Genomic DNA, 25,414 nt, shown 5'->3' with positions numbered 1-25,414 from the left:
TGCCGAGGCTCCCGCCTCGCCTGCCGCATCCGTTCGACACCCACAGACAGGAATCCACCGTGACAGACCTCATCCGCGTCGACGGCCGCGCCGCCGACGACCTGCGTCCCATCACCATCGAGCGCGGCTGGAGCGATCAGGCCGAGGGCAGCGCCCTCATCTCCTTCGGACGCACCAAGGTGCTCTGCACAGCGTCGTTCACCAACGGCGTTCCGCGCTGGATGGCGGGCAAGGGCAAGGGCTGGGTCACTGCCGAGTACTCGATGCTGCCGCGCTCGACGAACAGCCGCATGGACCGCGAGTCCGTCAAGGGCAGGATCGGTGGCCGCACGCACGAGATCAGCCGTCTCATCGGCCGGAGCCTCCGTGCCGTCGTCGACATGAAGGCCCTCGGCGAGAACACCCTCGTCATCGACTGCGACGTGCTGCAGGCCGACGGCGGCACGCGAACCGCCGCCATCACCGGTGCCTACGTCGCCATGGTCGACGCCATCGAGTGGGGCCGCCAGCACAAGTTCATCGGACAGAAGGCGAAGCCGCTCATCGACAGCGTCTCGGCCGTCTCGGTCGGCATCATCGACGGCACGCCGATGCTCGACCTCGCCTACACGGAGGACGTGCGCGCCGAGACCGACATGAACATCGTCGTCACCGGGCGCGGCCTCTTCGTCGAGGTGCAGGGGACAGCAGAGGGCGCGCCGTTCGACCGGCGCGAGCTCGACGCACTGCTCGACCTCGGAGTCGCCGGCGGCGCCACCCTGCGCGACCTGCAGAACGCTGCCCTCGCTCCCGTCGGCGACGCGGCATCCGCCACCGCCTGATGACGCTCGAGGTGGTGCTGGCCACGCACAACCAGCACAAGGTCGAGGAGTTCCAGCGCATCCTCGGTGCTGTCATGCCGTCGATCACGGTGGTCGCCTACGACGGGCCGGAGCCGGTCGAGGACGGCGTGAGCTTCGCGGAGAACGCTCTCATCAAGGCGCGCGCGGCAGCGGCTCACACCGGCCTCGTGGCACTGGCTGACGACTCGGGCATCTGCGTCGACATCCTGGGCGGTGCCCCCGGCATCTTCTCGGCGCGCTGGGCCGGCGGTCGCGACAGCACCGAGAACCTCCAGCTGCTGCTCGCCCAGCTCAGCGACATCGCCGAGCCGCACCGTGGGGCGCACTTCACGTGTGCCATCGCGATCGTGGCCCCGGATGCCGCAGGGCGACCCGGCTTCGAGGAGGTGGCGTCCGGCGAGTGGCCGGGGCGACTGGCTGCTGCGCCGTCCGGTGCCCACGGCTTCGGCTACGACCCGATCTTCGTGCCCGATGGCCACGACGTGAGCGCCGCGGAGCTGGCGCCGGAGGTGAAGAACGCCGAGAGCCACCGGGCCCGGGCGTTCTCGGCCGCCATCCCGATCCTGCAGCGCCTGGTCTGAGGCGGATCGCGGCAGACCCGCGGTCGCGTGGGACGCTGGCTGCCGCTGCTGATAACGATTCCCGGAGTCGTTCCCAACTGCGCGGATGACGCCGATCGGGCTTGGTTCCGGCCTACCCTTGAAGAGCCATGGCCCACGATCACTCCCACCGGAGCTCCACCAGATCCCGACTGCTCATCGTCATCGGGATCGTCTCCGTGGTGCTCATCGCCGAGGTCGTCGGCGCGGCTCTGAGCGGCTCGCTCGCACTGCTCGCCGACGCCGGCCACATGCTCTCCGACCTCACCGGTCTGGTCGTCGCCCTGGTCGCCGCCATCGTCGCCTCACGCCCGGCCTCGGAGCGGCAGACCTACGGCTACCAGCGCGCCGAGGTGTTCGGGGCGCTCATCAATGCGCTCATCCTGATCGTGGTTGCGCTGTTCGTCGGCATCGAAGCCGTGCGCCGCCTCATTGAGCCCGGGCCTGCTGAGGTGCAGGGGTCGCTGATGCTCATCGTCGCGGGCATCGGCCTCGTCGCGAACGTCGTCGCCTACCTGGTGCTGCGTCGCGGCGACACGACGTCGCTCAACATGCGCGGCGCGACCCTCGAGGTACTCGGCGACCTGCTGGGCTCGATCGCCGTGATCGTGGCCGGCATCGTGATCGTCACGACGGGGTTCGCTGCGGCCGATGCGATCGCCTCGCTGCTCATCGCGATCATGATCGTGCCGCGGGCCGTCTCGCTGCTGCGCGACGTCGTGCGGGTGCTCAGCCAGTCCGTCCCCGTGGACACGAGCGTCGCCGAGATCCGAGAGCACATCCTCGGCACCGACGGGGTCGTCGACGTGCACGACGTCCACGTGTGGGCGATCACCTCGGGCGAGTACGTCTTCAGCGCCCACGTGGTCGTGGAGCCGCAGGCGCTCGTGGGGGAGCGCTCCGGGTGCCTGCTCGACGAGCTCAGCGACTGCCTCGCGCACCACTTCGACGTGGAGCACTCCACCTTCCAGCTCGAGCCCGCGGAGCACGCGGCGCACGAGCAGCCGCATCACGCTTAGCGGCATCCGCCCGCTGAGAACAGGCCCGAACACCGAGGACAGGCCGAACCGGCCTGTAGCGGCTCGCTTCCGGTGATCCGGCCTGTTCTCAGGACGAGGCCATGGCCCCGGATGCCGCAGGCGGGGCTAGAAGCTGTCGGGGCGCTTCTCGAACACGTCGGGGTCGAGGGCGAGCTCGGCCGCCTCGTCGGCGTCCGTCACGACGTCCTCTCCGGCCTCGGCTGCCTTCCGCGCCTGGTGGGCGGAGTGGAAGTAGTGCCAGAGGGTGGGGATGAGCGTGAGCACGACCGCGCCCAGCAGAATGATGTCGATGTACTTCTGCACGAACTCGGCGACCGGCGGGATGTAGCCGATGAGGAAGCCGAAGTAGGTCAGGCCGGCGCCCCAGATGAGTGCGCCGATCGCGTTGTACACCGAGTACTTGCGGTAGTCCATGTGGCCGATTCCCGCGGCAACGGGAGCGAAGGTGCGCACGATGGGCACGAAACGCGCCAGGATGACCGCGAGCGCGCCGAAGCGGGTGAAGAAGGCGTTCGTGCGCTCGACGTTCTTGACGCTGAAGAGGCCGGATTCCTTCTTCTCGAAGACCCGTGGCCCGAATCTGTGGCCGATGAGATAGCCGACCTCGCCGCCGAGGAACGCTGCCACGGCGATGGCGAGGCAGACCCACCAGATGTCGACTCCGAACACCAGTGAGGTATGCGTGAGCAGGCCGGAGATGACGAGCAGCGTGTCTCCGGGGAGGAGGAAGCCGACCAACAGGCCGGTCTCCGCGAAGACTATCGCGCACACCACCACCAGGGCCCAGGGGCCAGCTCCGGCGATGATGGTCTCTGGGTCGAGCCAGGGGATCAGGGCGGTGTGCATGCGCCGCAGTCTACTGGGCCGAGGAGACGTCAGTCTGTGCAGACGCTGCGCGATCGGCTCGCTCCAGACGCCATGCCCTGATGCCGGCGACGATGGACGCCGCGATGAACACGCCGGCGATCACGTAGGCCAGCACCCTCACCCCGGGGATGGACGCCGCGTAGTAGCCGATCACTGTGATGCCGACGCCCCAGGCGAGGGCTCCGACGATGTTCGCCGTGACGAACCGGGCGTAGCCCATGCGCCCGACGCCAGCGATCACCGGCACGAAGACTCGACCCCATGGAATGAACCGGGCGATGACCACGGACCACCAGCCGAAGGTGCGGTAGAAGTGCTCGGTGCGGGCGATGACCCCCTGCATCCGCGGACCGCCGCGTCTGTCGAGATACGGGCGGCCGTAACGCCGCCCGAGCAGGAAGCCGACCTGGTCGCCGAGGAAGGCGGCGATGCCGGTTCCGATCGCGAGGATCCAGATGTCGACTCCGGATGCTCCGGCGGCGATGATCCCCGAGGCGAACAGGAGGGAGTCGCCCGTGACGAACGGAACGAAGACGCCGACGAAGAGGGCGGTACCGGCGAAGACGAGTCCCCACACGACGAGATAGAAGACCACGACACCGACCTGCCCGAGCAGGTCGGTGAGCTGGCCGTCGAGTGCCGCCGTGCGGAGCACGGTCTAGCCGTCGAGCGCGTCGAAGACGGCGCTGTTGAAGTCGAAGGCGGCGTCGGCCTCGGTGACGAAGGCGTCGACCTGCACGGCGTCGAAGCCGAGGGCGTTGAGGTTCTCACGGTACGCGCGCTTGTAGTGCACGATGTCCGCGATCTCCGGAAAGCGGAAGAAGCCCAACTGCTCTGGGGTGGCGTCGTAGTGGCGCGCGACGAGACGGGCGATGGCCTGTCCGCCCGAGAGGTCGCCGAGGTAGCGGGTGTAGTGGTGGGCGAGGTACCGCGGGAGATCGTCGGGAGCGATGGCGCGCAGGTGCTCGGCGTAGAAGGCCGTCGCCGGCAGTGCCGGGTGATCCGTGCGCCAGGTCGGGGACCCGAGGGCGGCGAGGTCGCTCTCCATCGCGGCGAACCTGTCGAGGCTGTGCGCGTCGATGATGGCCGGATCGCTCGGCTGCGCCGGGCGCGATTCGAGTGCCTCGTAGATCCACGCGAGCTGTGCGAGGTACCGCGTGTAGGCGGCGAGGTCGAGCTCGCCCTTCATCAGGGCCGTGATGAACGGCTTGCTCTCGGCGGACCTGTGGGCGCCCATCGTGCGCTCGCGGACGATGGCGGCGACATCCGTCGCGTCGACAGTGAGGTTAGGCATACCTAAACAGTATCGGACGACCGTGCCGTGTGTCTCACCCCCGAAACGGGAATCGGCGCAGGGTGCGGCTCTCCAGTAGCCTTCGGAGCGTTGCCTGCTCCGGTGCGGGTCGCGACTTTCAGTGTTCCGACGAAAGGACCTCCGTGTTCGACTTCCTGTTCAGCAATCCTCTTCTCGGCACGATCGCGATCGTCATCGTGGTGGTCATCGTCGTCTTCATCTACGCCAAGGCGCTGTACCGCAACGTGTCGCCCGACGAGGCTCTCGTCGTCACGGGGAAGCGATCGAAGCGGCGAGTGGTCGACGGCGTCGAGGCCGAGGAGTCCGGGCAGCGCGTCGTGCACGGCCAGGGCGTGTGGATCACCCCGTTCTTCCAGAAGGCGCACAAGATCTCGCTGCGCTCGCGGGCCATCGACATCAAGGCGGAGGCGCAGACCAAGAACGGCATCACGATGAACGTCGACGCCGTGGCGATCGTCAAGGTGGGCGACGCCGACGAGAAGATCCGCGCCGCGGCCCAGCGCTTCCTCGGGCAGGACAAGAACATCGACATCTTCGCCCTCGAGGTGCTCTCGGGATCGCTGCGCTCCTCGGTGGGCGCCACCGACGTGCTCACCATCATCAACAAGCGCGACGAGCTCTCGACGGCCGTGCTCGACATCGCCCGCCAGTCGCTTCTGAACCAGGGACTCGACGTCGACTCCTTCGAGATCAAGGGCATCTCGGACAGCAACGGCTACATCGAGGACCTCGGTCGCGCCGAGCAGGCCGAGGTGCGCAAGCAGGCGGAGATCGCCGAGTCGCGTGCCAAGAAGGAGGCCCGCGAGGCCGCCGTCGCCGCGGAGACCGCCATCGCCGAGGCCGAGAACGCTCTCGCGCTGCGCAAGGCCGACCTGCAGAAGGAGACCGACAAGGCAGCGGCCGAGGCGGCATCCGCCCGACCGCTCGCCGAGGCCCAGTCGCAGCAGGCCGTCGTCGCCCAGCAGGAGATCACGGCTCAGAAGCGCGCCTCGCTGCGCGCTGCCGAGCTCGAGTCCGAGGTCAAGGCCGTCGCCGACGCCGAGGCCTACCGGGTGAAGACGATCGCGCAGGCCGCGGCAGACTCCAAGCTGATCGAAGCGCAGTCGGCCCGCGACGCCCGCAAGGCCGCAGCAGACGCTCTCGAAGCCGAGGGTCTCGCCGAGGCCAAGGCCATCGCTGCGCGGGGTGACGCCGAGGCATCCGCCACCAAGGCCGCTGCCGAGGCCGTCGCCCAGCAGTCAGAGGCCCTGCTGCAGCTCAAGGTCATCGAGGCCCTGCCGCTCATCGCCCGCGAGCTCGCCGCGCCGATGTCGAACATCGATCAGCTCACGGTGATCTCGACGGACGGAGCGTCGCAGCTCGCGAAGAACGCGGCATCCGGTCTCACCGAGGTCGACGGAGTACTGAAGTCGACCATGGGCCTCAGCATCCGCGACCTGCTCGGATCATTCGTGGGCGGCGCTGCGGCCGGCCAGACGTTCGCCGCGAACTCGAACGGCGCCGGCGCCGTGCCGAGCACGAACCATGTCGTGGCCGTCGATCTCGGCCCGGAGCCCGAGTCGGAGTCTGCACCCGTCTCCTGATGTCAGCTGGGCCCACGCGTCGCGCGTGGGCCCTCACGGTGCGGAAGGTGGGACTCGAACCCACACGCCGAAGCACAGGAACCTAAATCCTGCGTGTCTGCCAATTCCACCACTCCCGCCGGTGCCGTCCCAGTGTAAACGGCACCACCCTGTGGACAGTTCCTGCACCCCGGCTGGGGAGCGCGGCACGATGAACGGATGACCGAGGCCGTTCGCACCATCACCGAGCGCGTGCGCGCCAGGGTGCGCGACGACGGCGTCGATCTGGCCTCGGATGCCGCCCTCGCCGAGCGCTATACCCGCGATGCCGTGCGCGACTACGTCGAACGCTCGGTCGCCGGGGCCGGGCCGCTCATCGCCGACGAGGAGCAGGCCACGCGTGCGGTCATCGCATCGCTCACCGGATTCGGTCCGCTGCAGCCCTATCTCGACGACCCGACGATCGAGGAGATCTGGCTCAACTCGCTGTAGAGCCGCTGTCGCCCGGAATCAGGCGGATTCGGTCACGCCGTTCGTCAGATATTCGTCAGCAGTCCCTAGAACGTCGTTCACCATCGTCTGCGCGACTGCTCGAGTGCGGTCGTCAGCCTTGGGCCAGAGGTGCGTGTAGGTGTTCAGAGTGATGCTGGGGGAGCTGTGCCCCAGCGCATGCTGCACGGTCGAGACGTCGCAGCCGCCGGCGATGAGACCGGACGCGAAGTAGTGCCTCAGGTCGTGCAGGTGGTACGGAGCCGTCGTGGCCTTGTCGCGGGCGCTCACCCACGCGTGGTGGACCGTGGACGGCGCCGCGGGGCCGCCGCTCTCGGACGGGAACAGGAACGCGTCCTGAAGCCCCTGCAGTCCCAGGAGTGTGATGTGGACGCTGAGGAGCCGCAGCAGCCCGTCTGCGGTCGCTACGGTGCGCTCTGACCCGTACTTGGGCAGGCGGATCTCGAGGACCTTTCCCTGCGTCTTCTGCGCCTGCCGGCGGACGGAGATCGTGCGCTTCAGGAAGTCGACGTCGCCGACCTGCAGCGCGGATGCCTCGCCGAGGCGAAGGCCGGCGAAGGCGCAGACGGCGAAGAGGGCCCGCTGGTGTGCGCTAGCCGCGCTGAGGATGGCGCGGAGCTCGTCGCTCGAGGGAATCTGCATCGCGTTGGATGCTTTCCGGGGCTGGGGGAGTCGGACGCCGAGAGTCGGATCGTGGGTGAGCTTCCGATCGACGATCGCCGCGCGGAACACCGACCTAACGTTGACGATGCGCGTCTTGATCGTCTGCGGGGCGAGTCCCTGCACGATGGTGCCGATCTTGTTCGTGCCGCGATCCTGGGTCTGCATTGCCTTCACCCACTCCTCGATGTGAGCGCGTTTGATCGAGCGGAGCGGGAGATCGCGGAAGCTCGCCGACCTCACGGTGAGATTCATCGCACGCCTAGTGCCGTGGGTCCAGATCTGTCGCGGGGCCCACTCCGCGTAGAAGCTCGAGAACGTTGTCTTGCCGTCGCGCGGGTTCACAAAGGTGCCAGTCACCTTGGCAGCTATCTGCTCGTCAAGCCAGGACTCTACGACGGCTTTCCGCAGGTCTGTCCGAGTGATCTGCTTCCCCCCAGGCACGGCCCGGAACTGAGCCTGCCATCGGCCGTTCGGGAGCTTACGGACGCTTGCCATCGTCATCTCCAAAGGCTGCCATTTGGTCGCGGGCCTGGTTCTGCCATCCTGCCCAGTAGGGCATGGTTCGCTCTTGGAAATCGAGAGCTCCCGGCGGGGCAGTCGCGGCGAGTGGTGTCTCGCCCAGCCCGAACTGCCACACGTCCCCTGAGCGCTGGTTCTCGGCGCCAGTCACGTCGACCTTTGCCTCGGGGCTCCTCGTATCGGGCAAGAGTAGCGCCAGAGGCGAGACGTTCAGGGCGACTGCGATCGCCATCAGGTCGTCTACCTCCACCTTCCGGAGGCCACTCTCGAGCTTGCCGATGCTGGCTGTGGGGATGGGCTGTCCGAGGGCGGAAAGGCGCTCGGAAAGTTCGCTCTGCTTGAGGTTGAGCTCGCCGCGCAGTCGCTTCACGTTTTCAGCGACCGTCTTTCCGGTGGGGCCGATGTCATTACCTCGTTGGCGCGCAGTTTCCATATTGCGATGGTAGTTGACAAATAGCGACACGCGCTAGATACTTCCTAATAGCGCGGATAGCGTTCTTATAACGAAGGTAGGTGTGGAGATGGGGAAGCTGATGACAGTCGGTGATCTGGCGGAGCAGCTCAACGCGTCACCGTCCACGATCCGATTCTGGGTCACACAAGGGCGCGGGCCGAAGTCCCTCAAGGTCGGCCGCCGGCGGATGTTCCGCCCGGAAGACGTGGAGGCCTGGATCGAGCGGCAGATCGAGGAATCCGCCTGATGCCGCCGACCCGCGATGAGTGCCTGAGTAAGGCGGCGCTCATCTTCTTGCCCGAGTTTGAGCGCATCGAGCGCGAGGACCTCGCCGCAGCTCGGGCTGCGGCTGCAGCATCGGACGCCGAGTAATGGCAGGACCAGGCAAAGGCGAGGCCCGCATCATCGTCGAAGCCGGCACCTCGAGATTCGTGGCCACCACCCGGACTCTCAAGGGCCCGGTGACGGCCGACACATTCCTGGAGGCTCTGCCCCGGCTCGAAGAACAGATGGCCGGGATCCTTGCGCGGGCGAAGGTGCGTGAGCAGCGTCCGGCGCAGCCGAAGTGACCGACATGAAATGCCCCGGTGCGACAACACCGGGGCGAAGACCGCAACAACTTACGAAGGAGAACGATCGTGGATTTCAACGCTACCAGCCAAGGCGGACAGTGCCTCACGGCCGCCCCTGCAACCTCCGCTATGGCCGTGCACACGGATGCGCTTACAGAGCTGTGCCAAGAGCGCCGCATCAACGAGGCAGATCTCGCCGCTCGGCTATTCGTGCCCGTCGATCGCCTGCGACGCATCCTGAGCGGGCGAGAGGCGCCGTCGCTCGGGTTCGTGGGTGCGGCGATGATCCTGTTCTCGTCGGAGTCGTTCAGCCGGCTCTTCCTTTTCTCGACGACGGTCCCGGTGAGAGAACTCGCCAGGTCGTCGGCGATCGAGAGGGCGGCCTAGTGATAACCCGCAGCGTGAGGACGAGGGAGAGTGGCCGTGAATGAGCATGAAGGCATTCCGGTGGGCGAAGCAGCAAGCCGGCCTGAGCTCATCCGAGAAGTTCGTACTGATCATGATCGCCGATCACTACAACGACAGCTGGCACCGCGCTTGGCCAAGCCAGGCCACGCTCTCCAACGAGACGGGGCTGAGCGTGCCCACAGTCAAACGGTCGATCAGAGGACTACGGACGGCGGGGATAGTGGACGTCGAGCCCTGGGCGATGAGCGGCGCAGCGGTCGCCCTCCAGAACAGGTATCTGCTGCCCATGTTCGACCGACGGTCCATACGCGCCTCGAGGATCCCAGTTCGCGCGTTCCATTGGGCCGAGGGTTCTCTCGAGTTGTCCTTCGACGAGACGCGGCAGATCCCGGGATCGAGTCTTCTGATCGCAGAGACCGCGCTCGACTGAGGTGGGGTCACCATGACCCCAGGGGTGGGGTCATACGCGCCAGTGGGGTGGGGTCACAGTGACCCTCAATCTCTTAGGTAGATCTCTCAGTAGATCTCTCAGCCGCATCGCGGATGCAGCAGGGCGTCCATTTCATTCGACAGCGAGGGCAGCATGACTGACCGAAGGGATCCGGAGCGGAAGCTGCTCGCCGACAACGTCCGCAACAAGCGCACGGCCGCTGCTCGGGCCGTCGTCATCAAGGAGATGCAGAAGGAGCTGATCGGATTTCATCTCCGCGGCCGGTTGCGCCACTTCGATGACTTTGAGCTCTTCATAGGGCTCGTGAACGTCACCGATTCCGTCGGGAGGATCAACTACCCCGAGCTGGAACGCCGCCTCGAGATGCTTCTCCTTCGCCGGCCAGAGCTCGGCGCGCCTTCCCCGGAATAGCCGACACGGTCGGTACGATCACAATACGAACGGATCGAGCCAGGGGCCACCCGTTCCAAGATCCCCGGTGGGGAACGCGCGCTGAGCAGTGCTCGCGCGTGAAGTCGACAAGACTCACCGGAGCATCATGACCCAATCAAACTGGCAGACCTTCCGCCGAAAGATCGCCGCGCGTCTCGGCTTGGCTGCAGACGCGTCCAACGAGACGATCTTTGCCGCGGTCGACGCCGAGGCCGCTGCGCGTGCGGCGGCAGCGACGGCAGCCCCCGTGTCGGCAGAAGACGCAGCGTATTACGCGCTCTTCCCCGATGAAGCACCTGGTGCACCGGCGCGCATCGCTCGGGACGATGACGCGGAGTACCTCGCGCTCTTCCCCGACGAGAGGCCGCGATGATGGCCCTTTCGACCTACCTCTTCGGACGTGTCCGCTACCAGGTGTCCGCGCCTCTTGTGGTCGTTCTAGCGCCTGACGCGAGTGGCGAGTGGACGAACCACTACGTCTACGCTGACGGCATACTGCCGGCAGGTGTGGGTGACGACGTTATCGCTCAGATGGTCGCTGCGGGAACGATCCGCCCGATCTCGGCGGTGGCGTCGTGACCTTCCGCCACACCGATGCAGCCTCCCTCGCCGCGATGCTCGACCTGGTCAAGCTCGAGAAGCCGCCCGCTCTCGTTCGCGGTCTCGAGGTCGCCGACAACCTCACCCGACTGCGGGTGATGGAACCGGTCGAGCTGCTGACTCTGCCTGACGACGAGCTTGAGCGTTACTTCGAGAACAGAGTCACCCGCGAAGCCGGCTACTCGAGATCACCAGACGCTTCGGAGCCGGCGTGGAGCCAGGTCTACAGCGTCGTGCTTGACGACCTCTTCGCTGAGGTTCGTCGAGCTCTCGTCAGGGACGTCGACGGCCTGATCGGCCAGCTGCGGAAGCCGTTCGACCAGGCGGCCACGAAGCTAGTCGATCACGTCGCCAGATTCGGCTTCACGTCTCAGACGTCCTCCGACGAGATCATTGACCGTGACGCGGCGACGATCGCGGCGTTCAGGGAAGTCCCGGGCTTCATCCGGGCCATGCAGCCCTACGCGGCCATCCGAACTCTCCTGTCGGCGTCGCTGGATCTGTCGCCTACCGTCGCCGAACGCCAGTCGATCGGCGGACGGACTCGCGGGGGCTGGATCCCCAACGACTGGTCAGTCCTGTTTGCCGTCGGTGAAGGTTGGTCGATCAACGGTGCCGCCCACCTCGACCACAACCCGCAGGCTTCCCTCGACTGGTTGTTCCTTGCTAGGGAGGGACTCACCCTCAACTCGGTCGACGAGGTGCGCCGCAAGATCGCCGAGCGTGGACGGGCGGATCAAGACGCCGACCTCCATGACATCGAGTTCCTGACGCCCGGGCCCCGCTACCCGGCACCCACCCGATAAACGTGGACACGCGGAGATCGGTCACTCGCCCCCATCGGGTGGGGCTCCGCGTGTCCAGCTCCTCACGGAGCAGCGACGGGCTCTCGCCGGCCTTTGGATCCTCCTCCTTGGTTGGGGCCGGCGAGACTCCCGAAGCACAGAAAATCCAGCGATGTCCCGAGGTGCGGACCACTCCCCGCCTGACTGGTCCTCTCTCCCCGGCACCTACCCCCCCCATCGCGAAGGCTTCACACCCGACTGCCTGACGTGTCGACAACAGCGGTGGCTGAACCTGGAGCTGGAGCTGGAGCTGGAGCTGGAGCTGGAGCTGGAGACTGTTCCGGGACGGCGCCGGCATCTTCCTCACCCTCAATGGTCGCTGTCGCCGCAACTAGCGTGACGGCAAGGCCGAGTATTGCCACAAGCGCCGCGCCCCAGGCCGCCCATGCGGAGCCGAATCCGAGCCCGTGGAACTGAACGCCAAGAACAGTGATCACCAGCCCGACGAGGCAGGCCGACAGCGTCCAGAGTGAGCTGTAGCGGAAGAAACGCATGCGGCGTACGTTCATGTGGATGCTGCGCCGCTCAAGCGTGTTTGTCACGAGGATAAGCGGGAAGATCGCGGTCAGGACTGCGCAAGTAGCTTCGGTCACTTGCCCGAGCTTAGGTCGTCGGGTCCGCCTGGCTCACCCGGGTGGGAGCGCAGAGGACCGACCTGACGGGTCGGCCGACGGCGAGGCGTTAGAGGCGGATGTCGTTGGGCGCCAGTATCCTTTCCAGAACGAGAGGAGGCTCGGTGATGACGACGATCGACTGGTCCTCCCTTCTGGGGCCGTACACTCCCAACGCCCGGGGTGGAAAGCTGTTGAAGTACAAGGTCATCAAGGATCCGCATGGCGAAGGTCAGGTTCTCCTCCTCTGTGGTCCCGCTGAAGTGGCTGACGAGATCAAGATCGTCGCCAGCGCGGTGTGTGTTGAAGCGGCCCTCTCAGACGACGGAAAGAAGACGTGGACACACGCTTTCCGATTCGCCGGAGTCGTCCCGGCGTCGGTTACCGAACTAGCCGATCTCCTTAAGCTCGCACTGAGCATCCCCTCGCCTGGTCAGGTCGATCGGTGCATGGCACTCGATTGGTACACGGTGCCGAACGAAGACGATGAGTTGATTCACACGCGAGCTGGCGAGTTGATCAATTTCACGAAGCATGCCAGCCATCCTGACTACTCCAACTCGCGGAATTGCCGAAGGGAGATGATCGCGACGCTCGCCGACTTCATTCAAAGGCACCCCAGGTACTCTGTCGCGACGGCGATGGTCGCCGCTCCCGGTCATCTTGCCGATGGCAACAGTTTCGGTGAAAAGCTCGCTCGAGAAGTCGCGGCCAAGGCTGGCATCTCTTTCGTCGAGTCCACGTCGCCGGGTGGGCCTCGTGAACGGCAATTCGATACGAAGCAGGATCTGAGCGAGGCGTTCACCGTGAACGGCACTTTGTCGGGGACCGTAATAGTCCTCGATGACGTGTACCAAAGCGGCGGGAGTGCAACCGGAGCCGCGGCCGCGGCACGGCGCGCAGGGGCGACGACTGTCGTGTTCTTGGCCGTTGCTAGGACGATCCGCAAATGACAACAACCATGACTGACTCACTGGTTCTAGCCGTTGGGGCTTTCGCTTCGCTTCGGACGCCTGGTCGTATCACCGCCGCCGTGCGCTCCGGTGGCCTTGCGGCGCTGCGAGAAGCATTCGACGGACTCGATCACGCCACCCAAGTTGACGCAACGGTCAAGGCCGAGCAGATGGAACGTGACGGTATAGGCGCGGTCGTCTTTGGCGAACCCGATTTTCCGCAGTCCCTGGTTTCCAACGGCAAGCCACTCATGCCGATCATCTTCTATAAGGGCAATAAATCGCTGCTTTACGCCGACGGTGTTGGCATGTGTGGGTCTCGCAACGTTTCGCCTAAGGGCCTCGAGGCGGCTGATCGGTGTGGAGTATCCGTCAGCGAGCGCGGGCTCACCATCATCTCCGGATATGCGAAAGGCGTCGACACGGCAACCCACCTTGCGGCGCTCCGCACCGGTGGCAGTACCGTTATCGTGCTGGCCGAGGGCATGGACTACTTCCGCGTGAAAAGAGAATTCACGAGGGACTTCGATCCCGCGCGGACTCTCGTGTTGTCGCAGTTCGCCCCGTCTCAGACCTGGCAAGCTCATGCCGCGATGGCTCGCAACAGCATCATCTTCGGGTTGTCAAAGGCGCTCGTAGTGATTGAGGCCGGCGAGAAAGGCGGAACTCTCGCCGCGGGCGAGGGCGCAATGAAGCTGGGTCGACCCGTGCTGGTCGTCGATTTCGGTGAAGCTACCCCGCCGGGGAATCGGAAGCTCTTGGCTGACGGAGCGACTCCGGTGCGCAATACGGCTTCTCTCCACCATGTCCTGGACGGACTTCCAAGGGATCCGTTGGGTCCGGCCGAGATGCATCTCTTCTAGCAGGCCTGAGCGGCTCCTCATCCTGCGACCGCCTGATGGTGGCCGAACGGAGCCGCGCTCCGCTCAATTAACGGTCAGCGCCTGACGGGGTACCCGGCGCCACCGTTTGGGGCTCCTCCGGGCGCGTGGGCGCGGATGAAGGCGTGGTGGGCGTCCTCGCAGGCTCGGCGGAGGGTGCGGAAGTATCCGACGAGCTCGCCGCGCATCTCGGCTCGGTAGCCGACTTCGGGGCCGCGTCGGACGAGGCGGATCTCGGCGTACTCGTGGTCCATCCAATCGAGGAGTACCCAGCGGCCAGGTTCAGGTTCGCGGGCCTCAAGGATGGGATGCCAGGTGGTACTCACTGCTGCTCCGTGGCGCTTGGGTGGACGCACCGGCCCTTGCAGGGGACGCTCTAGGCCTTCAGCGCTTCACGGATCGCGTCGTCGAAGTCGAAGAGCTCGTCCCGCACGGCCTCGGGGAGCGCATGAATCTTGTCGGTCTCCTTGGTCGTGATCCACTGACCACGTGGCAGTGGTCCTTCGATCTCGTCGACCCAGGCTGATCCCAGAGGGTGCTGTCGAAGCATGCGGCCATATTCGTCCCCGAGCCACGCACGCATGTCCACGCGGTCGGTTTGCTCGAGGTTCGGCTCCACTCGGTATACGACGATTGGTGAGCGGCGGGCGAGGGAGCGTTTGGGCACATGGCCACGTTATTCGGGACGCCCGACATTGGGCGATCCCCCAATCGTGGTGGATTGACCGACTTGGTGGGGGTGCGGCGCTCGCGCTCGACGCCGGCTGCCTAACCTTCGAGCATGAGCTTGACCACGGCCTTACCGGATTCGATCACAGTACTGGTGACCACTCCGACGAGGATCTTGTTGACCAAGTCGGCCCACTTCTCTTTCTTGGCACTAGAGGCCTCGGCTGCCTGGAACGCCACCCACAGACGCTGGGCGCCGTCGGAAAAGTCATAGCCGGCGCCCATCGCGTCGTCGTCGAGAGCGTGCTGCATCTCCTGCAGGAGCCGGTGCAGATAGGTCTGGAGCTCAGGGTCGATGCTCAGATCCTCTTCGAGGAGGGTACGCGCACGAGCCAATACCTCTCGGAGATTCTCTACGTGAGCTGGCCCTATCTCTGGCACTTTGCCGTCGAGAAAATTGGCGAATGCTTCGATCTGGTCCATGTACATCGTCGGCACGAGGGATTCCCCGGACAGGTTCGTATTCCAGCCGATCGCGGTGGAGAGCACGCCCATTGACCACTGTGGGAATTGCCGGCGGAAGATGGCGACGCTCTTGCCGTCATCCTCGAGCTGCTGGAGAACTTGATCGATTCGGAGTAGCAGCCGCATGGCACCTTCGAGCTGGTGTGCTCCCTCCTGAGAATGTGGCTGCACCAGGTCCATCATGTGCCGGTCACCGTTGACGAGCGCAGCACGCCACTCGACGTAGAGGGTGAGCAGCTCGCGTGCGGGGTTGGTCATAAATCAGGAGCCTATGGTGCTTCACCGGCGCGCGCGGCCCCCGTCTGGGTGGTATCCCGGAGCGCTTGACTAGCGGGCTTCACCGTCGATTGATCTATTGTCGTGCCATGACGGACGATCGCGACAGCATCGCTCTCGCCCTCGGTCGACTGATGCTCACGGTCGGGTCGCTCGAGCGCGACGTCTACGGTGTCGCAGCGATCATGGGCTTGCTTCAGCATTCCTCGAGGCTGCCGGCTATGAAGAGCATGCTCGGAGCAATCCGAGATAAATTGAAGACGGATGGCGCACCACCCTGGTCGACCGTGGTTGTGCCCGATCTCGTTGAATGGACGAAGTCATCAGGCAATGTGATCGAGGATCGCAATACGGTCGTGCACGCGTCATCCATCCGGCAGTGGAATGGTGCCGACTGGGACGAAGCCCGCATCGTGTTCCGCGACGGTCAGAAGGTGCCCTTCTCGGTCGCCAGTTTGGACGCATTGAGGGCCCGCGCGACTGCGCAAATTGAAAGTGGCTACGACCTTCACAGAGATCTACTGATCACTGAACCCGACGGCAGCCACATCACACCATACGCACTCACCATGCCCTCGCCGCGGCGCACAAAAGCGTTGAAAGAGATGGCGCGCAAGGGTGACCATCCCCTCGCGAGCTTGGACGCCGCGGCGAGGGCCTGGCTGGCTTAGATCAGGAACGCCGCGATCGTAAGGATGGCGATCGCCGCGAAGAGGAGCACTAGGACTGCTCGCCGGCCGCTCACGATGACTCGGTGGGGAGGAGCGCCCAGTCGACCCAGACCCGGCAGTTCGCGCACCACCATGACGCACTGCGGGGCCGGCATCGGGTGCCACAGTTTGGACAGTCGGGATCTGTCACCTCATCCACGACGCCGAGGATAGCCCCCACTGCGACGACGCCGTCAGAGTTCTCCACACCCCCCGTGTGGGTGGTATCCGGGCCCCTGAGGGCTGAGTAGCGTGTGCGGTGTCAATCCTCGACGAAAGGAGCTGACGATGGCGTCAGCACATGTGGTCCCGAGCGGTACTCAGTGGCAGGTCAAAGACGGTGTGGTGATTTCGACGCACAACCTCCAAGCTGATGCGATCAACGCAGCCCGCTCCTACATTGCGGCTCGCGGTGGAGGAGAGCTGTTCATTCATGGCGAGAATGGTGCAGTCAGGGCAAAGGACACTGTGGCTCCCGGCAACGACCCCCGCGGTCGCGGATAGGCCTCAGCGGGCCATGGAATGGATGGCGGCCGCCATTGCGCTTCTCGCCGCCGCCGCTGCCATCTGGCAGGCGGCAGAGGCTCGCAGAGCGAACCGAAGCGCTGGTTCGCACGAGATCGCGGCCGCCGCGGCTCAGGAGCGAGTAGCCGCAGCCTTGGAATGGCAGGCGCAGATTGCAGAGCGAGCCGCACGGCCCATCGTTCCTTGGGTCTTCGAAGCCCTAGGTCCTCCCAACATGGATCAGCTCTGGAGCGTCACGAACGCCACCGGAGAAGATGTCACAGCCGTCGACCTGTTCACTCCTGAGGGCTACTACGAAAAGTGGATCAAGTTTCAGAAGTTCCCGGTCGACGTCGACTCGGGCGGAGTCGTTGAGTTCATGTTCATTCGGCGCCTCGGTTCGCCTCCCAGCCGGATGGTCACGGTGCACTGGACTGCCGGCGACGGCCATACGCGACGGAGGTTCAGTCACCGGGTGGCGTGACAACGTGCTAGTCCCCACCTAGTCCCCAAGAGCGACAATTCGGGCAGCCAGCAACAGCAACGGGCAGCCCGGGCGGATTCGTCAGCCGTTCGTCAGCACAACCGTTTCCAGCCGTGACTAGCCATCAACCAACTTGGGCGACTTCCGCGGGTTTTGGCGGGAGTCGCCCTTTTTCGTCATTGGTCGACAGGTAAGCGTGAGTTCTGGCTCAACTCGCCATCACGGGTCTTCGTCGCCCGCAACGGTGTCCCCGAGTTGACTCCCACGGTGCTGACCGAGGGTGCTGTGCGCGATCTGGTGGAACGGATGCTGCAGTCCAGCGGTCGCCGCGTCGACCTGTCCAGCCCCTTCGTCGACGCCTCCCTGCCGGACGGGTCACGGCTGCACGTCGTGATCCCCGACATCACCCAGAAGCACTGGGCCGTGAACATCCGCAAGTTCACCAGGCGGCTCCGCGACCTCGGCCGCCTCGTGCAACTGGGCTCGCTCTCGCTGCAGGCCGCGGAGTTCCTGCGCATGTGCGTGCTCGCCGACCAGAACATGCTCGTATCAGGTCCGACGCAGGCGGGCAAGACCACGCTGCTCGGCGCCCTGCTCTCCAGTGCGCGGCGCGATGAACGCATCGTGACCGTGGAGGAGACCTTCGAGCTCGATGTCGATGCGCGCGACATCGTGGCCATGCAGTGCCGCCAGCCGAGCATCGAGGGCACCGGCGAGATCAGCCTGCGCCGCCTGATCAAGGAGGCGCTGCGCATGCGGCCCGACCGGCTGGTCGTCGGCGAGGTACGGGAGGCCGAGAGCCTCGACCTGCTCATCGCGCTCAACAGCGGCCTGCCCGGTATGTGCAGCATCCACGCCAACAGTGCGCGCGACGCGCTGGCGAAACTCTGCACCCTTCCTCTGCTCGCTGGCCGCAACATCGACTCGGCCTTCGTCGTTCCCACCGTCGCAGCCTGCGTCGACGTGGTCGTGCACTGCGAGATCGATCGGGCCGGGGCACGCCGTGTGACGGAGATCCTCGCACTGAGCGGCGCCGTGTCGGGGTCCGTTGTCGAGGCGAGCCCGGTGTTCCAACTTCGCGACGGCCTCCTGCATGCCACAGGAGGCCACCCGCTCAAGCTCGCGAAGTTCCGTGCCGCCGGCCTCGATCCGTCGATCGTCCTCGCGCGGAGTGCTGCGTGATCTCGGCGCAGGCCAGCGCTGTGGCCCTGGTGGCCGGTGCCGGCGTGCTGCTCCTCCTGTCACCGTGGCTCTGGCCCCGGTCGGATGAGCGTTCCCGTCGCCGGCCCGACACCGTCGGAGAACGGATGCGCGCCCGCCTGGCGCTCGCCGGACTGGGCGGCGTGCCACCCGTCGTGCTCCTGCTGATCTCAGGGCTCGTCGGCCTCGCCGCCGCGGGTCTGCTGCAGGCGATCGTCGGAGTGGCCGCACTGTCCGTCGCCGCCGGACTCGTCGGCTTCTGCGCACCGGCCCTCGTCGTGACGCTGCGCGCCAGAGCCCGTCGGGTGGCGAATCGGGCACTCTGGCCCGACGTCGTCGACCATCTGCTGTCCGCGGTGCGTGCCGGTATCGCACTTCCCGATGCCGTGGCCTCTCTCGCGCAGACCGGGCCGGCGGGCACCCGGTCGAGCTTCGCCGCATTCGAGCGGGAGTACCGGGCGACGGGAAACTTCTCGCACTCCATCGACCAGCTCAAGGACGATCTCGCCGACCCCGTCGCCGATCGCCTGCTCGAGACCCTGCGCATGGCCCGTGAGGTGGGCGGAAGCGACCTCGGCGAGGTGCTGCGCTCCCTCGCGGCCTACCTGCGCGATGACGCCGTCGTGCGGGCCGAGTTGCGCGCCCGGCAGTCCTGGATCGTCAACGCTGCCAGGCTCGGTGTCGTGGCGCCGTGGATCGTGCTGCTGATGCTCTCGACGCGTCCGGAGGGTGCGGCCGCCTACAACTCGCCGGCCGGCGCAGTTCTCATCCTGGTGGGGCTCGTCGTGTCGGCGTTGGCCTACCTGCTCATGATCCGGGTCGGGAAGCTGCCGGAGGAGCAGCGCTGGTTCCGATGACTGTGGATAAGTCGGGCGTCGTCACCCGGGATCACGTCATGATGCCGCAATGACCGGCGTCGAAGCGGTGATGGGCCGGCGGAGCAGCCGATGAGCGCGCCGCAGGCGTTGTCGCTGGTGCTCGGCTGCACTCTCGGCCTCGGCCTGTGGTCGCTGGCGGCGACATTGCCGAGCTTCAGGCGCCCCCGGCTCGCCGACCGCATCGCACCGTACATCCTCGATGTCTCACCGGCAGCTCGTGAGCATGTACGCCGACGTACCGTCGATCCGCTGCCGGTGATCGGTTCCCTGGCCGCACCCGTGATCGGAGCCTTCTCGAGCCTGCTGTCCCGTCTCTTCGGCGGGCCCGAGACTGCCGCGTTGCGGCTGCGGCAGGCCGGATCGTCGGCATCCGTCGACCGGCTGCGTGGCGAACAGGTGATCTCGGCGCTCCTTGGGGCATCCGTCGGGATCGTCGTGGTGCTGCTGTCTGCCTCGCGTCTTCCGCCGGCACTGACCGTGGTCATTCCCGTTCTCGCCGCCTTCGCCGGTGCTGCGTTGCGCGACCAGGTGCTGCGACGAGCGGCGTCGGCTCGCGTCTCCCGCATGACGGACGAGCTGCCGACCGTGCTCGAGTTCCTGACGTTGAGTCTCTCCGCAGGTGAGGGAATCCACGACGCCCTGCGCCGGGTGGCCCGCACGAGCTCGGGCGAGCTGGCAGCCGAGTTCGCCGGCGTGCTCTCCCGCGTCGGTGCCGGCGTCCCCCTCGGGCGCGCCATGACCGAACTGTCGACGGGTCTTCGGATGCCGCCCCTGAGCCGTGCGGTCGATCAGATCACATCCGCCCTCGAACGCGGAACGCCGCTCGCCGGTGTGCTCCGGGCGCAGGCACAGGACGCGCGCGGCGAGGCGAAGAACCGGCTGCTCGAGCGGGCGGGACGCAACGAGATCGCGATGCTCATCCCGCTCGTGTTCCTGATCCTGCCGCTCACCGTCGTCATTGCGATCTTCCCCGGGTTGTTCGTGCTCCAGGCGGGCTTCTAGACGACGAGCGAGCGCTGAGGAGCAGAAGACATGAGTGGCGGAGAGTTCGACGACGAATGCAGGAGAAGGGTGTGGCGATGACGACGCTGATGATCGGTGCTTCCACAGCACTGCGGGAGCGCCTGGTGCGCGTGCGGGACGAGGAACGGGGAGATGTGCCGGGCTGGGTGCTCATCACGTTGATGACGGCCGGACTCGTCGTCCTGATCTGGGCTCTCGCAGGGCCGGCCCTCACGGGCGTGTTCCAGGACGCGATCGACCGCGTCTCCGATTTCTGAGCGGCCTCGTGATGGCCGGGCCGTCGGCGCTCCGATCCTTCAAGCGCGCGCTGGGCCCGTTCGTCCGCGACGAACGTGGCTCTGCGGTGGTCGAGTTCACGCTCGTCTCCGTCCTCCTCACGACGCTCGCCCTGGCCGTGGTGCAGCTCGCCCTGGCGCTGCACGTGCGCAACACCGTGATCGACGCCGCGGCCGAGGGAGCGCGCTACGCGGCGCTCGCCGACAACTCCCTCGCCGACGGCGAGGAGCGAACGCGCGTGCTCATCACGACGGCACTCGGTGCCGACTACGCCCGTGACATCTCCGGGAACTACGGGCGCACGGCGGGATTCGCCAGCGCCGAGGTGCACGTCACGACACCGCTGCCCCTCGCCGGACTCCTCGGTCCCGATCGCGCCATGGAGGTGGTCGGTCGTGCGGCGGTCGAATCGGCGCCGTGAACCCGGTGGGTGCGGAGAGGAGGGCTCGGCGTCACTCGAGTTCATCACGGTGGGGCTGATCCTCCTGGTGCCCTTGGTCTACCTGGTGCTCGCGGTGTCGTCCATTCAGGCCGCATCCCTCGCAGCCGAGGGGACGGCGCGCCAGATGGCCCGCGTCTACGTGCAGGCGACCACGCCCGAGGACGGCCTCGCGCGCATCGACCGGGCTCTCGCCGTGGGCTTCGACGACTACGGGTTGGCATCCGCGGATACATCTGCACAGGTCGGCTGCACGGATGGGGCGAACGGATGCCTCTCCCGAGGCAACACCGTGACCGTGACGGTGCGTCTCCGGATCGTCCTGCCGCTGGTGCCCGACGTGGTGGCCCTCCGCGACGTCGCGAGCATCCCCCTCGAGGCGCGCGCCACCCAGCAGGTCTCCAGGTTCTGGACCGATTCAGCACCCGGAGTGCAAGCAGAAGGCTCGCGGGGAGGCGTCGGGTGATCCGGATGCGCGATCGCCTGCGTGCTGCATCCGTCGACGAGAGCGGGTCCACCCTGCCGTTGGCGATCTTCTTCATGTTCCTCGCCGTGGTCGTCATCCTCGGGGTGATGGGCGCGACGAGCCTCTACATCGAGCGCAAACGCCTGCTCACCCTGGCCGACGGGGCGGCGCTCGCCGGAGCCGAGGCCTTCGAGCTGAGCGCCGTCACACCGACGGACGACGGCCTGCGCGCCACGCTCGACAGCGGCCTGGTGGCGGATGTCGCTGCCGACTATCTCGCCGCAGCGCCCCACGGGTCGCTCGAGCAGCTGCGGCTGGAGTCTGCCGGCTCGCCCGATGGCCGCAGTGCCGAGGTGGTGCTGTCGGCGTGGTGGCGACCGCCGGTGCTGGTGCTCGTTCTGCCGGACGGCATCCGGCTCGATGTGGAATCGACGGCGCGCTCCGTGTTCGGCTAGCGCGTCGCCAGGCTCCTACGCATCAGCGGGAGGAGCAGTGCGCGCCGGCCGGGGGCGCCGGGGCACGTAGCGGGGGATGTAGCGCGCGAGGATGACGGCGCCGATCAGCCCGAAGACGCCCATGACGCCGGATGCCGCTGAGAGCGAGACGACGGCCGTGATTCCCGCAACGGCCAGAGGCGCTGCCGCACCGCCGAGGTCGCCGGTGAAACGCCAGGCTCCGAGGAACGGCGCCGGGTTGGCCGGTGGAGCGAGATCGGCACCGAGGGTCATGAGGATCCCACTGCCGATGCCGTTCGCGAGGGAGAGGAACATCGCGATGCCGATGAACCACTGCACATTCGTCGATAGGTCGTGGGTGAAGGCCAGCGTGAGGAGGCCGAGACCCAGGCCGATCATCGAGGGCAGCGCCGTCCACAGCCGGCCGTAGCGGTCCATGATCTGGCCGCTGGCGTAGAACAGGGCGAAGTCGATGGCACCGGCGAGGCCGATGATGATGGCGGTGTCGCGCTCGGTGATCCCGATGGAGAGCGCCCACAGGGGCATGAGCACTGTGCGCGTGGCGCGCAGTGCACCGATGAGACCGGCTCCCGTGCCCAGGCGCAGAAGCACGGCCCGGTTGTTCCACAGGGTGCGCCCCAGCCCGTGCGATTCCTCGGCGGCGAGCTCCTCGCCCGGTGTGTGGACCGCTCCGTCGGCGGCGGTGACGCGCTCGGCCCGGCCGAACATCGTCTCCGGGTCGGGGAGGACGAGCAGTACCACGACGGCGCCGAGGCACGCTGTGATGAAGATCCAGAACACGATCTGCGTGTCATCGACGAAATGCAGCACCGCCGCCGAGAGCAGTGGGCCGACGAACCATCCGGCACGGAAGATGCCGCCCAGTGTCGACAGCGCGCGGGCGCGGTAGCGCTGGGGAACGTAGCTCGTCATGAACGCATGCCTGGCCAGGGCGAACACCGCCGTCGCGATTCCGATGAGGAAGATCCCGATGCCGAGAACCCAGGCGTTCGTCGCGACCAGGCAGAGGATCGTCGCGGCGATCGCGAGCACCGCGCCGCCGATCATGGCCGTGCGCTCGCCGATGCGGCTCACGATCCAGCCGCTCGGGATGTCGCCGACCAGCTCGCCGAGCATCACCATCGAGGCGATGAGGCCCGCCACGGCGAGGGTGGCGCCGAGGTTGTTCGCCACGGTGGGGATGAGCGGGATGATGGCGCCCTCACCGACCGAGAACAGGAAGGTCGGCAGGTAGGCGGCGAGGGCCACCGAGCGCAGGCTGAAAGGGCGCTCGGTATCCGTCATGGCCATTCCACCCTACGCCCGGCTCGAGCGTCCGCCGAGCCGTGCGGACAGGCCGGATGGTGCGAGCGTACGGATGCGGGTGCCGCCCGGCAGGCCGCTGACTACGGTGCGACGGTGGGCGTGGGCGTCTCCGTCTCCGTGGTCGGCGTCGGAGCAGGTTCCGGTGACTCGAGCGGGTCCACGGCCGGCGGGACGATGGAGGGCGGCGCCTCCGTCGGCTCCTCGTCGACAGCGGGCGGGGTCGGCGTCACCGACGGCGTCACCGACGGCGTCGGTGTCACCGCCTGCAGCGGATCGTCCGGCGCCCTCAACTTGGCGGCAGCTCCCTGCACCGACACGTTCGCCGGATTGCCGAGCACGGTGTTGCCTCGTGGATCGGTCACCCGGATGCGGTAGTTGTAGGTGGCGCCGGGGGTGAGGTTGGTGTCGGTGAAGCTCATGGACGGCAGGGTCCAGAAGTTCGAGTCCGCCGTGGTGGTGTACACAGGGGATGCCGTGTTCCCGTTCCGGATGACGGAGTAGGTGAGGCGGGTGTTGTCACGGTCCCAGTTGGCCTTCCACGTGATCTTGGCCGTTCGCGCGGCAGGCGAGGTCACAGTGGGAACGTAGCTTCCACCGGTGAGGCGGGGTCCGTCCTTGTTCGGCGCGATGCTGCTGACGGCGAACCGCACGATGCCCTGCTGCTTGATGCTGTTCACCTGCGTGAACTCGCCCCCATACAGGATGTATTGGCTGTTGCCGGCAACGGACCAGCCACCCTGGCTGAGACCGGTGAACGTTCCCGAGTTGATGTCGGGGAACCACTGCAGGAGTCCCGGCCTCGGGGTTCCCGCCCAGTTCGTGTAGCCGAGTGGATCCTTCGTGATGGTTCCCTGCACGGTCTTGGTGAACGCGAGCCCGCGGTGGATGCCCCAGGGATTCGTCTGGGGGAAGCCGGCGATGTTCCCGCAGTAGTGCGCGTGGCTGGTCGTGTAGACGACGTCGCCGGCCGGATAGACGGAGTACGTGTCTCCATGGCAGTCCTCGACCCAGATGATGTCGCCGTTGGTCCAGGAGGCGTAGAACGTGCCCTCCAAGGTGCCTGTTCCGTAGTGCTGCCCGGTGCCGTACACGCCGCCCTCGTCTGCGGCCAGGCTCGAGATGGCAGCGTTGCTCCCGGCGTTGCGCACCCTGGAGTTCACGTTGAACGGGAGCATCGTTCCGGTGATCCCGTCGACCATCGCCAGCCCGTAGCCGGGGTTCGACGACCCGTTGACCTTCTGGAAGTAGCCGCCGAGCACGACCCGACTGCCATCGGACTTCACCGCGACGGCAATGGCCTGTCCTTCGGTGACGGCAGGCGCCCACGTGGGCACTCGCAGGCCGGTGACCGCGTCGTAGGCCGCGGCGCCCGAGACGCCGGCGCCGTTCGCGACGGTGAACGACCCGACCAGATACACCGTGGTGTTCGTTGCGGCGACGGCGTTCACCTTGCCGTTGAGCACGGGCCGGAACGAGGTCAGTGCGCCGGTGGCGGTGTCGAACGCGGCGATCCGGTACCTGGTCGCCCCTGCGATGGTCGTGAAGCTGCCGACGACGTACAGGCGTGTTCCGTCGGGGGAGAGCGCCATGTTCCTGATGCGCGCGTTCGGGCTGGGGTTCCACGACGCGTTCAAGACACCGGTCTGCAGGTTGTACGACAGCAGGTTCGGTCGAGACACGGTGTTGACACCAGGGGCGGCGCCGGCCGGGCGTGCCGTCTGGAAGTCGCCGCCGGCGAAGACGGTGTTTCCCGCGATCTCCTGGTCCCAGACCACGCCGTCGATCTGCACGCTCGGGAGGACGTCGGTCGACACTGTCGGAGGAGTGCCAGGCACCGGCGGTGACGTGTCGGCCGCCGATGGTTGGGCCACCAACAGGAGGCCGACGGCCAGCGCCGCTGCCGCGGTGAGGGAGATGGATCGGGCGAAGGCGCGAATGTGCATCAGAATGCCTCGGTTTCAGGCGTGTCATCGACTCGGGTGTCGTCCTCCGAGCATAGTGAGCATTGCTCACCGGCAATAGGCCGAGGGGCAACTTCGGAGCCGATCATGCCGTCTGC

34 protein-coding genes, 1 tRNA gene and 1 pseudogene are annotated in these 25,414 nt (G+C 66.6%); 24 read left to right on the top strand and 12 right to left on the bottom strand.

The window, feature by feature from the left end:
* Positions 1-59 precede the first annotated feature (59 nt).
* The 3 genes from rph to ASC59_RS06095 all read left to right on the top strand — a co-directional run bounded on the left by rph (position 60) and on the right by ASC59_RS06095 (position 2,460).
* Positions 60-821 carry a ribonuclease PH gene (gene rph / locus ASC59_RS06105; RefSeq protein ID WP_055819596.1) on the top strand — a complete coding sequence of 254 codons (762 nt, stop codon included), beginning with the start codon at positions 60-62 and terminating at the stop codon, positions 819-821.
* Positions 821-1,423 (top strand): RdgB/HAM1 family non-canonical purine NTP pyrophosphatase, encoded by a 603-nt coding sequence (gene rdgB / locus ASC59_RS06100; RefSeq protein ID WP_055819592.1) that lies wholly within the window; start codon positions 821-823, stop codon positions 1,421-1,423. Before rph ends, rdgB begins: the two co-directional genes overlap by 1 nt.
* 128 nt (positions 1,424-1,551) lie before the next feature.
* The gene (locus ASC59_RS06095; protein ID WP_055819589.1) at positions 1,552-2,460 is read left to right on the top strand and encodes a cation diffusion facilitator family transporter; all 909 of its coding nucleotides are present in this window, start codon (positions 1,552-1,554) and stop codon (positions 2,458-2,460) included.
* Positions 2,461-2,586: 126 nt separating this feature from the next.
* Here the strand turns inward: ASC59_RS06095 and ASC59_RS06090 are convergent, their stop codons facing one another.
* Genes ASC59_RS06090 through ASC59_RS06080 form a run of 3 tightly spaced genes read right to left on the bottom strand, consistent with a single transcriptional unit; the run spans position 2,587 to position 4,642 of the window.
* Positions 2,587-3,327, bottom strand: coding sequence for a DedA family protein (locus ASC59_RS06090; protein WP_055819586.1), 741 nt, complete (start codon positions 3,325-3,327; stop codon positions 2,587-2,589).
* Between the two features lie 10 nt (positions 3,328-3,337).
* Positions 3,338-4,003, bottom strand: a complete 666-nt coding sequence (locus ASC59_RS06085) for a DedA family protein (RefSeq protein WP_055819583.1) — start codon at positions 4,001-4,003, stop codon at positions 3,338-3,340.
* A gap of 3 nt (positions 4,004-4,006) precedes the next feature.
* Positions 4,007-4,642, bottom strand: coding sequence for a biliverdin-producing heme oxygenase (locus tag ASC59_RS06080; protein ID WP_055819580.1), 636 nt, complete (start codon positions 4,640-4,642; stop codon positions 4,007-4,009).
* A 143-nt stretch (positions 4,643-4,785) separates the two neighbouring features.
* Here ASC59_RS06080 and ASC59_RS06075 point away from each other — a divergent pair, with 143 nt between their 5' ends.
* Positions 4,786-6,246 (top strand): SPFH domain-containing protein, encoded by a 1,461-nt coding sequence (locus ASC59_RS06075; RefSeq protein WP_055819577.1) that lies wholly within the window; start codon positions 4,786-4,788, stop codon positions 6,244-6,246.
* 39 nt (positions 6,247-6,285) lie between these two features.
* Here the strand turns inward: ASC59_RS06075 and ASC59_RS06070 are convergent.
* Positions 6,286-6,365 (bottom strand) — tRNA-Leu (locus ASC59_RS06070).
* A gap of 79 nt (positions 6,366-6,444) precedes the next feature.
* On the opposite strand from ASC59_RS06070, the gene ASC59_RS06065 reads away from it, so the two are divergent.
* Positions 6,445-6,717 (top strand): hypothetical protein, encoded by a 273-nt coding sequence (locus tag ASC59_RS06065; protein WP_055819573.1) that lies wholly within the window; start codon positions 6,445-6,447, stop codon positions 6,715-6,717.
* Positions 6,718-6,735: 18 nt separating this feature from the next.
* On the opposite strand, the gene ASC59_RS06060 is transcribed toward ASC59_RS06065, so the two are convergent.
* Positions 6,736-7,650, bottom strand: a complete 915-nt coding sequence (locus tag ASC59_RS06060; protein ID WP_200942344.1) for a tyrosine-type recombinase/integrase — start codon at positions 7,648-7,650, stop codon at positions 6,736-6,738.
* 226 nt (positions 7,651-7,876) lie between these two features.
* Positions 7,877-8,350: a helix-turn-helix domain-containing protein gene (locus ASC59_RS16960; protein ID WP_157487932.1), complete on the bottom strand. Its 474-nt coding sequence runs from the start codon at positions 8,348-8,350 to the stop codon at positions 7,877-7,879.
* 100 nt (positions 8,351-8,450) lie between these two features.
* Between ASC59_RS16960 and ASC59_RS06050 the strand changes: the two genes are divergently transcribed.
* From ASC59_RS06050 to ASC59_RS06015, 7 genes are all read left to right on the top strand, one after another.
* On the top strand, positions 8,451-8,618 hold the full coding sequence (locus tag ASC59_RS06050) for a helix-turn-helix domain-containing protein (RefSeq protein ID WP_200942343.1): 168 nt from the start codon (positions 8,451-8,453) through the stop codon (positions 8,616-8,618).
* A gap of 124 nt (positions 8,619-8,742) precedes the next feature.
* A complete protein-coding gene (locus ASC59_RS06045) occupies positions 8,743-8,940 on the top strand; it encodes a hypothetical protein (protein ID WP_055819565.1) in 198 nt (65 codons plus the stop codon).
* A gap of 69 nt (positions 8,941-9,009) precedes the next feature.
* Positions 9,010-9,330, top strand: a complete 321-nt coding sequence (locus tag ASC59_RS06040) for a hypothetical protein (protein WP_055819562.1) — start codon at positions 9,010-9,012, stop codon at positions 9,328-9,330.
* 40 nt (positions 9,331-9,370) lie between these two features.
* Positions 9,371-9,781: a helix-turn-helix domain-containing protein gene (locus tag ASC59_RS06035; protein WP_055819559.1), complete on the top strand. Its 411-nt coding sequence runs from the start codon at positions 9,371-9,373 to the stop codon at positions 9,779-9,781.
* A gap of 153 nt (positions 9,782-9,934) precedes the next feature.
* On the top strand, positions 9,935-10,213 hold the full coding sequence (locus ASC59_RS06030) for a hypothetical protein (RefSeq protein WP_055819556.1): 279 nt from the start codon (positions 9,935-9,937) through the stop codon (positions 10,211-10,213).
* A 127-nt stretch (positions 10,214-10,340) separates the two neighbouring features.
* Entirely contained in the window at positions 10,341-10,607 is a 267-nt protein-coding gene (locus ASC59_RS06025) for a hypothetical protein (RefSeq protein WP_157487930.1), read from the top strand.
* Positions 10,608-10,809: 202 nt separating this feature from the next.
* A complete protein-coding gene (locus ASC59_RS06015; protein WP_055819545.1) occupies positions 10,810-11,640 on the top strand; it encodes a hypothetical protein in 831 nt (276 codons plus the stop codon).
* 227 nt (positions 11,641-11,867) lie between these two features.
* Here ASC59_RS06015 and ASC59_RS17170 read toward each other — a convergent pair whose 3' ends face one another.
* Positions 11,868-12,272 carry a hypothetical protein gene (locus tag ASC59_RS17170; RefSeq protein ID WP_157487929.1) on the bottom strand — a complete coding sequence of 135 codons (405 nt, stop codon included), beginning with the start codon at positions 12,270-12,272 and terminating at the stop codon, positions 11,868-11,870.
* A gap of 146 nt (positions 12,273-12,418) precedes the next feature.
* Here ASC59_RS17170 and ASC59_RS06010 point away from each other — a divergent pair, with 146 nt between their 5' ends.
* Together ASC59_RS06010 and ASC59_RS06005 are read left to right on the top strand one after the other, a co-directional pair.
* On the top strand, positions 12,419-13,243 hold the full coding sequence (locus ASC59_RS06010) for a hypothetical protein (RefSeq protein ID WP_055819543.1): 825 nt from the start codon (positions 12,419-12,421) through the stop codon (positions 13,241-13,243).
* The gene (locus tag ASC59_RS06005; protein WP_055819539.1) at positions 13,240-14,106 is read left to right on the top strand and encodes a DNA-processing protein DprA; all 867 of its coding nucleotides are present in this window, start codon (positions 13,240-13,242) and stop codon (positions 14,104-14,106) included. Before ASC59_RS06010 ends, ASC59_RS06005 begins: the two co-directional genes overlap by 4 nt.
* A 74-nt stretch (positions 14,107-14,180) precedes the next feature.
* Here the strand turns inward: ASC59_RS06005 and ASC59_RS16955 are convergent, their stop codons facing one another.
* The 3 genes from ASC59_RS16955 to ASC59_RS05990 form a co-directional block, all read right to left on the bottom strand.
* Positions 14,181-14,378: a hypothetical protein gene (locus ASC59_RS16955; protein ID WP_235492589.1), complete on the bottom strand. Its 198-nt coding sequence runs from the start codon at positions 14,376-14,378 to the stop codon at positions 14,181-14,183.
* Between the two features lie 122 nt (positions 14,379-14,500).
* Complete coding sequence (locus ASC59_RS05995) at positions 14,501-14,791, bottom strand: hypothetical protein (protein WP_157487928.1); 291 nt, start codon at positions 14,789-14,791, stop codon at positions 14,501-14,503.
* Positions 14,792-14,892: 101 nt separating this feature from the next.
* The gene (locus tag ASC59_RS05990; protein WP_055819530.1) at positions 14,893-15,576 is read right to left on the bottom strand and encodes a hypothetical protein; all 684 of its coding nucleotides are present in this window, start codon (positions 15,574-15,576) and stop codon (positions 14,893-14,895) included.
* Positions 15,577-15,683: 107 nt separating this feature from the next.
* On the opposite strand from ASC59_RS05990, the gene ASC59_RS05985 reads away from it, so the two are divergent.
* The 10 genes and pseudogenes from ASC59_RS05985 (at position 15,684) to ASC59_RS05945 (ending at position 22,029) form a co-directional block, all read left to right on the top strand.
* Complete coding sequence (locus tag ASC59_RS05985) at positions 15,684-16,265, top strand: hypothetical protein (protein WP_055819528.1); 582 nt, start codon at positions 15,684-15,686, stop codon at positions 16,263-16,265.
* Between the two features lie 327 nt (positions 16,266-16,592).
* The gene (locus tag ASC59_RS17785) at positions 16,593-16,808 is read left to right on the top strand and encodes a DUF2188 domain-containing protein (RefSeq protein WP_082513427.1); all 216 of its coding nucleotides are present in this window, start codon (positions 16,593-16,595) and stop codon (positions 16,806-16,808) included.
* Between the two features lie 13 nt (positions 16,809-16,821).
* Positions 16,822-17,292 (top strand): hypothetical protein, encoded by a 471-nt coding sequence (locus ASC59_RS05980; RefSeq protein WP_157487927.1) that lies wholly within the window; start codon positions 16,822-16,824, stop codon positions 17,290-17,292.
* 198 nt (positions 17,293-17,490) lie between these two features.
* Positions 17,491-18,474 (top strand): annotated as a pseudogene (locus tag ASC59_RS05975) (CpaF family protein); the annotation flags it as partial.
* Positions 18,471-19,349 carry a type II secretion system F family protein gene (locus ASC59_RS05970; protein ID WP_235492588.1) on the top strand — a complete coding sequence of 293 codons (879 nt, stop codon included), beginning with the start codon at positions 18,471-18,473 and terminating at the stop codon, positions 19,347-19,349. The pseudogene ASC59_RS05975 and the gene ASC59_RS05970, both read left to right, overlap by 4 nt.
* A 90-nt stretch (positions 19,350-19,439) precedes the next feature.
* On the top strand, positions 19,440-20,372 hold the full coding sequence (locus ASC59_RS05965) for a type II secretion system F family protein (RefSeq protein WP_055819522.1): 933 nt from the start codon (positions 19,440-19,442) through the stop codon (positions 20,370-20,372).
* 89 nt (positions 20,373-20,461) lie between these two features.
* Complete coding sequence (locus tag ASC59_RS05960) at positions 20,462-20,650, top strand: hypothetical protein (protein ID WP_082513606.1); 189 nt, start codon at positions 20,462-20,464, stop codon at positions 20,648-20,650.
* A gap of 86 nt (positions 20,651-20,736) precedes the next feature.
* A complete protein-coding gene (locus ASC59_RS05955; RefSeq protein WP_327063391.1) occupies positions 20,737-21,090 on the top strand; it encodes a TadE/TadG family type IV pilus assembly protein in 354 nt (117 codons plus the stop codon).
* A gap of 49 nt (positions 21,091-21,139) precedes the next feature.
* The gene (locus tag ASC59_RS05950; RefSeq protein WP_235492587.1) at positions 21,140-21,574 is read left to right on the top strand and encodes a TadE family protein; all 435 of its coding nucleotides are present in this window, start codon (positions 21,140-21,142) and stop codon (positions 21,572-21,574) included.
* 5 nt (positions 21,575-21,579) lie between these two features.
* Positions 21,580-22,029 carry a pilus assembly protein TadG-related protein gene (locus tag ASC59_RS05945; protein WP_055822902.1) on the top strand — a complete coding sequence of 150 codons (450 nt, stop codon included), beginning with the start codon at positions 21,580-21,582 and terminating at the stop codon, positions 22,027-22,029.
* A 15-nt stretch (positions 22,030-22,044) separates the two neighbouring features.
* On the opposite strand, the gene ASC59_RS05940 is transcribed toward ASC59_RS05945, so the two are convergent.
* Positions 22,045-23,334: an MFS transporter gene (locus tag ASC59_RS05940; protein ID WP_055819515.1), complete on the bottom strand. Its 1,290-nt coding sequence runs from the start codon at positions 23,332-23,334 to the stop codon at positions 22,045-22,047.
* A gap of 101 nt (positions 23,335-23,435) precedes the next feature.
* Positions 23,436-25,298 carry a hypothetical protein gene (locus ASC59_RS05935; RefSeq protein ID WP_055819513.1) on the bottom strand — a complete coding sequence of 621 codons (1,863 nt, stop codon included), beginning with the start codon at positions 25,296-25,298 and terminating at the stop codon, positions 23,436-23,438.
* Positions 25,299-25,414: the final 116 nt, after the last annotated feature.

It is taken from the genome of Leifsonia sp. Root1293 (assembly GCF_001425325.1).
Lineage (GTDB): Bacteria > Actinomycetota > Actinomycetes > Actinomycetales > Microbacteriaceae > Orlajensenia.
This window is presented reverse-complemented; position numbering and strand designations above follow the sequence as displayed.

Excerpts from the sequence above, each read along its gene's own strand:
- rdgB (WP_055819592.1), top strand. The coding sequence starts at position 821 with ATGACGCTCGAGGTGGTGCTGGCCACGCACAACCAGCACAAGGTCGAG.
- ASC59_RS06095 (WP_055819589.1), top strand. The coding sequence starts at position 1,552 with ATGGCCCACGATCACTCCCACCGGAGCTCCACCAGATCCCGACTGCTC.
- ASC59_RS06090 (WP_055819586.1), bottom strand. The coding sequence starts at position 3,327 with ATGCACACCGCCCTGATCCCCTGGCTCGACCCAGAGACCATCATCGCC.
- ASC59_RS06080 (WP_055819580.1), bottom strand. The coding sequence starts at position 4,642 with ATGCCTAACCTCACTGTCGACGCGACGGATGTCGCCGCCATCGTCCGC.
- ASC59_RS06065 (WP_055819573.1), top strand. The coding sequence starts at position 6,445 with ATGACCGAGGCCGTTCGCACCATCACCGAGCGCGTGCGCGCCAGGGTG.
- ASC59_RS06060 (WP_200942344.1), bottom strand. The coding sequence starts at position 7,650 with ATGAATCTCACCGTGAGGTCGGCGAGCTTCCGCGATCTCCCGCTCCGC.
- ASC59_RS16960 (WP_157487932.1), bottom strand. The coding sequence starts at position 8,350 with ATGGAAACTGCGCGCCAACGAGGTAATGACATCGGCCCCACCGGAAAG.
- ASC59_RS06050 (WP_200942343.1), top strand. The coding sequence starts at position 8,451 with ATGACAGTCGGTGATCTGGCGGAGCAGCTCAACGCGTCACCGTCCACG.
- ASC59_RS06045 (WP_055819565.1), top strand. The coding sequence starts at position 8,743 with ATGGCAGGACCAGGCAAAGGCGAGGCCCGCATCATCGTCGAAGCCGGC.
- ASC59_RS06035 (WP_055819559.1), top strand. The coding sequence starts at position 9,371 with ATGAGCATGAAGGCATTCCGGTGGGCGAAGCAGCAAGCCGGCCTGAGC.
- ASC59_RS06030 (WP_055819556.1), top strand. The coding sequence starts at position 9,935 with ATGACTGACCGAAGGGATCCGGAGCGGAAGCTGCTCGCCGACAACGTC.
- ASC59_RS06025 (WP_157487930.1), top strand. The coding sequence starts at position 10,341 with ATGACCCAATCAAACTGGCAGACCTTCCGCCGAAAGATCGCCGCGCGT.
- ASC59_RS06010 (WP_055819543.1), top strand. The coding sequence starts at position 12,419 with ATGACGACGATCGACTGGTCCTCCCTTCTGGGGCCGTACACTCCCAAC.
- ASC59_RS06005 (WP_055819539.1), top strand. The coding sequence starts at position 13,240 with ATGACAACAACCATGACTGACTCACTGGTTCTAGCCGTTGGGGCTTTC.
- ASC59_RS16955 (WP_235492589.1), bottom strand. The coding sequence starts at position 14,378 with ATGGACCACGAGTACGCCGAGATCCGCCTCGTCCGACGCGGCCCCGAA.
- ASC59_RS05990 (WP_055819530.1), bottom strand. The coding sequence starts at position 15,576 with ATGACCAACCCCGCACGCGAGCTGCTCACCCTCTACGTCGAGTGGCGT.
- ASC59_RS05985 (WP_055819528.1), top strand. The coding sequence starts at position 15,684 with ATGACGGACGATCGCGACAGCATCGCTCTCGCCCTCGGTCGACTGATG.
- ASC59_RS17785 (WP_082513427.1), top strand. The coding sequence starts at position 16,593 with ATGGCGTCAGCACATGTGGTCCCGAGCGGTACTCAGTGGCAGGTCAAA.
- ASC59_RS05980 (WP_157487927.1), top strand. The coding sequence starts at position 16,822 with ATGGAATGGATGGCGGCCGCCATTGCGCTTCTCGCCGCCGCCGCTGCC.
- ASC59_RS05965 (WP_055819522.1), top strand. The coding sequence starts at position 19,440 with ATGAGCGCGCCGCAGGCGTTGTCGCTGGTGCTCGGCTGCACTCTCGGC.
- ASC59_RS05960 (WP_082513606.1), top strand. The coding sequence starts at position 20,462 with ATGATCGGTGCTTCCACAGCACTGCGGGAGCGCCTGGTGCGCGTGCGG.
- ASC59_RS05945 (WP_055822902.1), top strand. The coding sequence starts at position 21,580 with ATGCGCGATCGCCTGCGTGCTGCATCCGTCGACGAGAGCGGGTCCACC.
- ASC59_RS05940 (WP_055819515.1), bottom strand. The coding sequence starts at position 23,334 with ATGACGGATACCGAGCGCCCTTTCAGCCTGCGCTCGGTGGCCCTCGCC.
- ASC59_RS05935 (WP_055819513.1), bottom strand. The coding sequence starts at position 25,298 with ATGCACATTCGCGCCTTCGCCCGATCCATCTCCCTCACCGCGGCAGCG.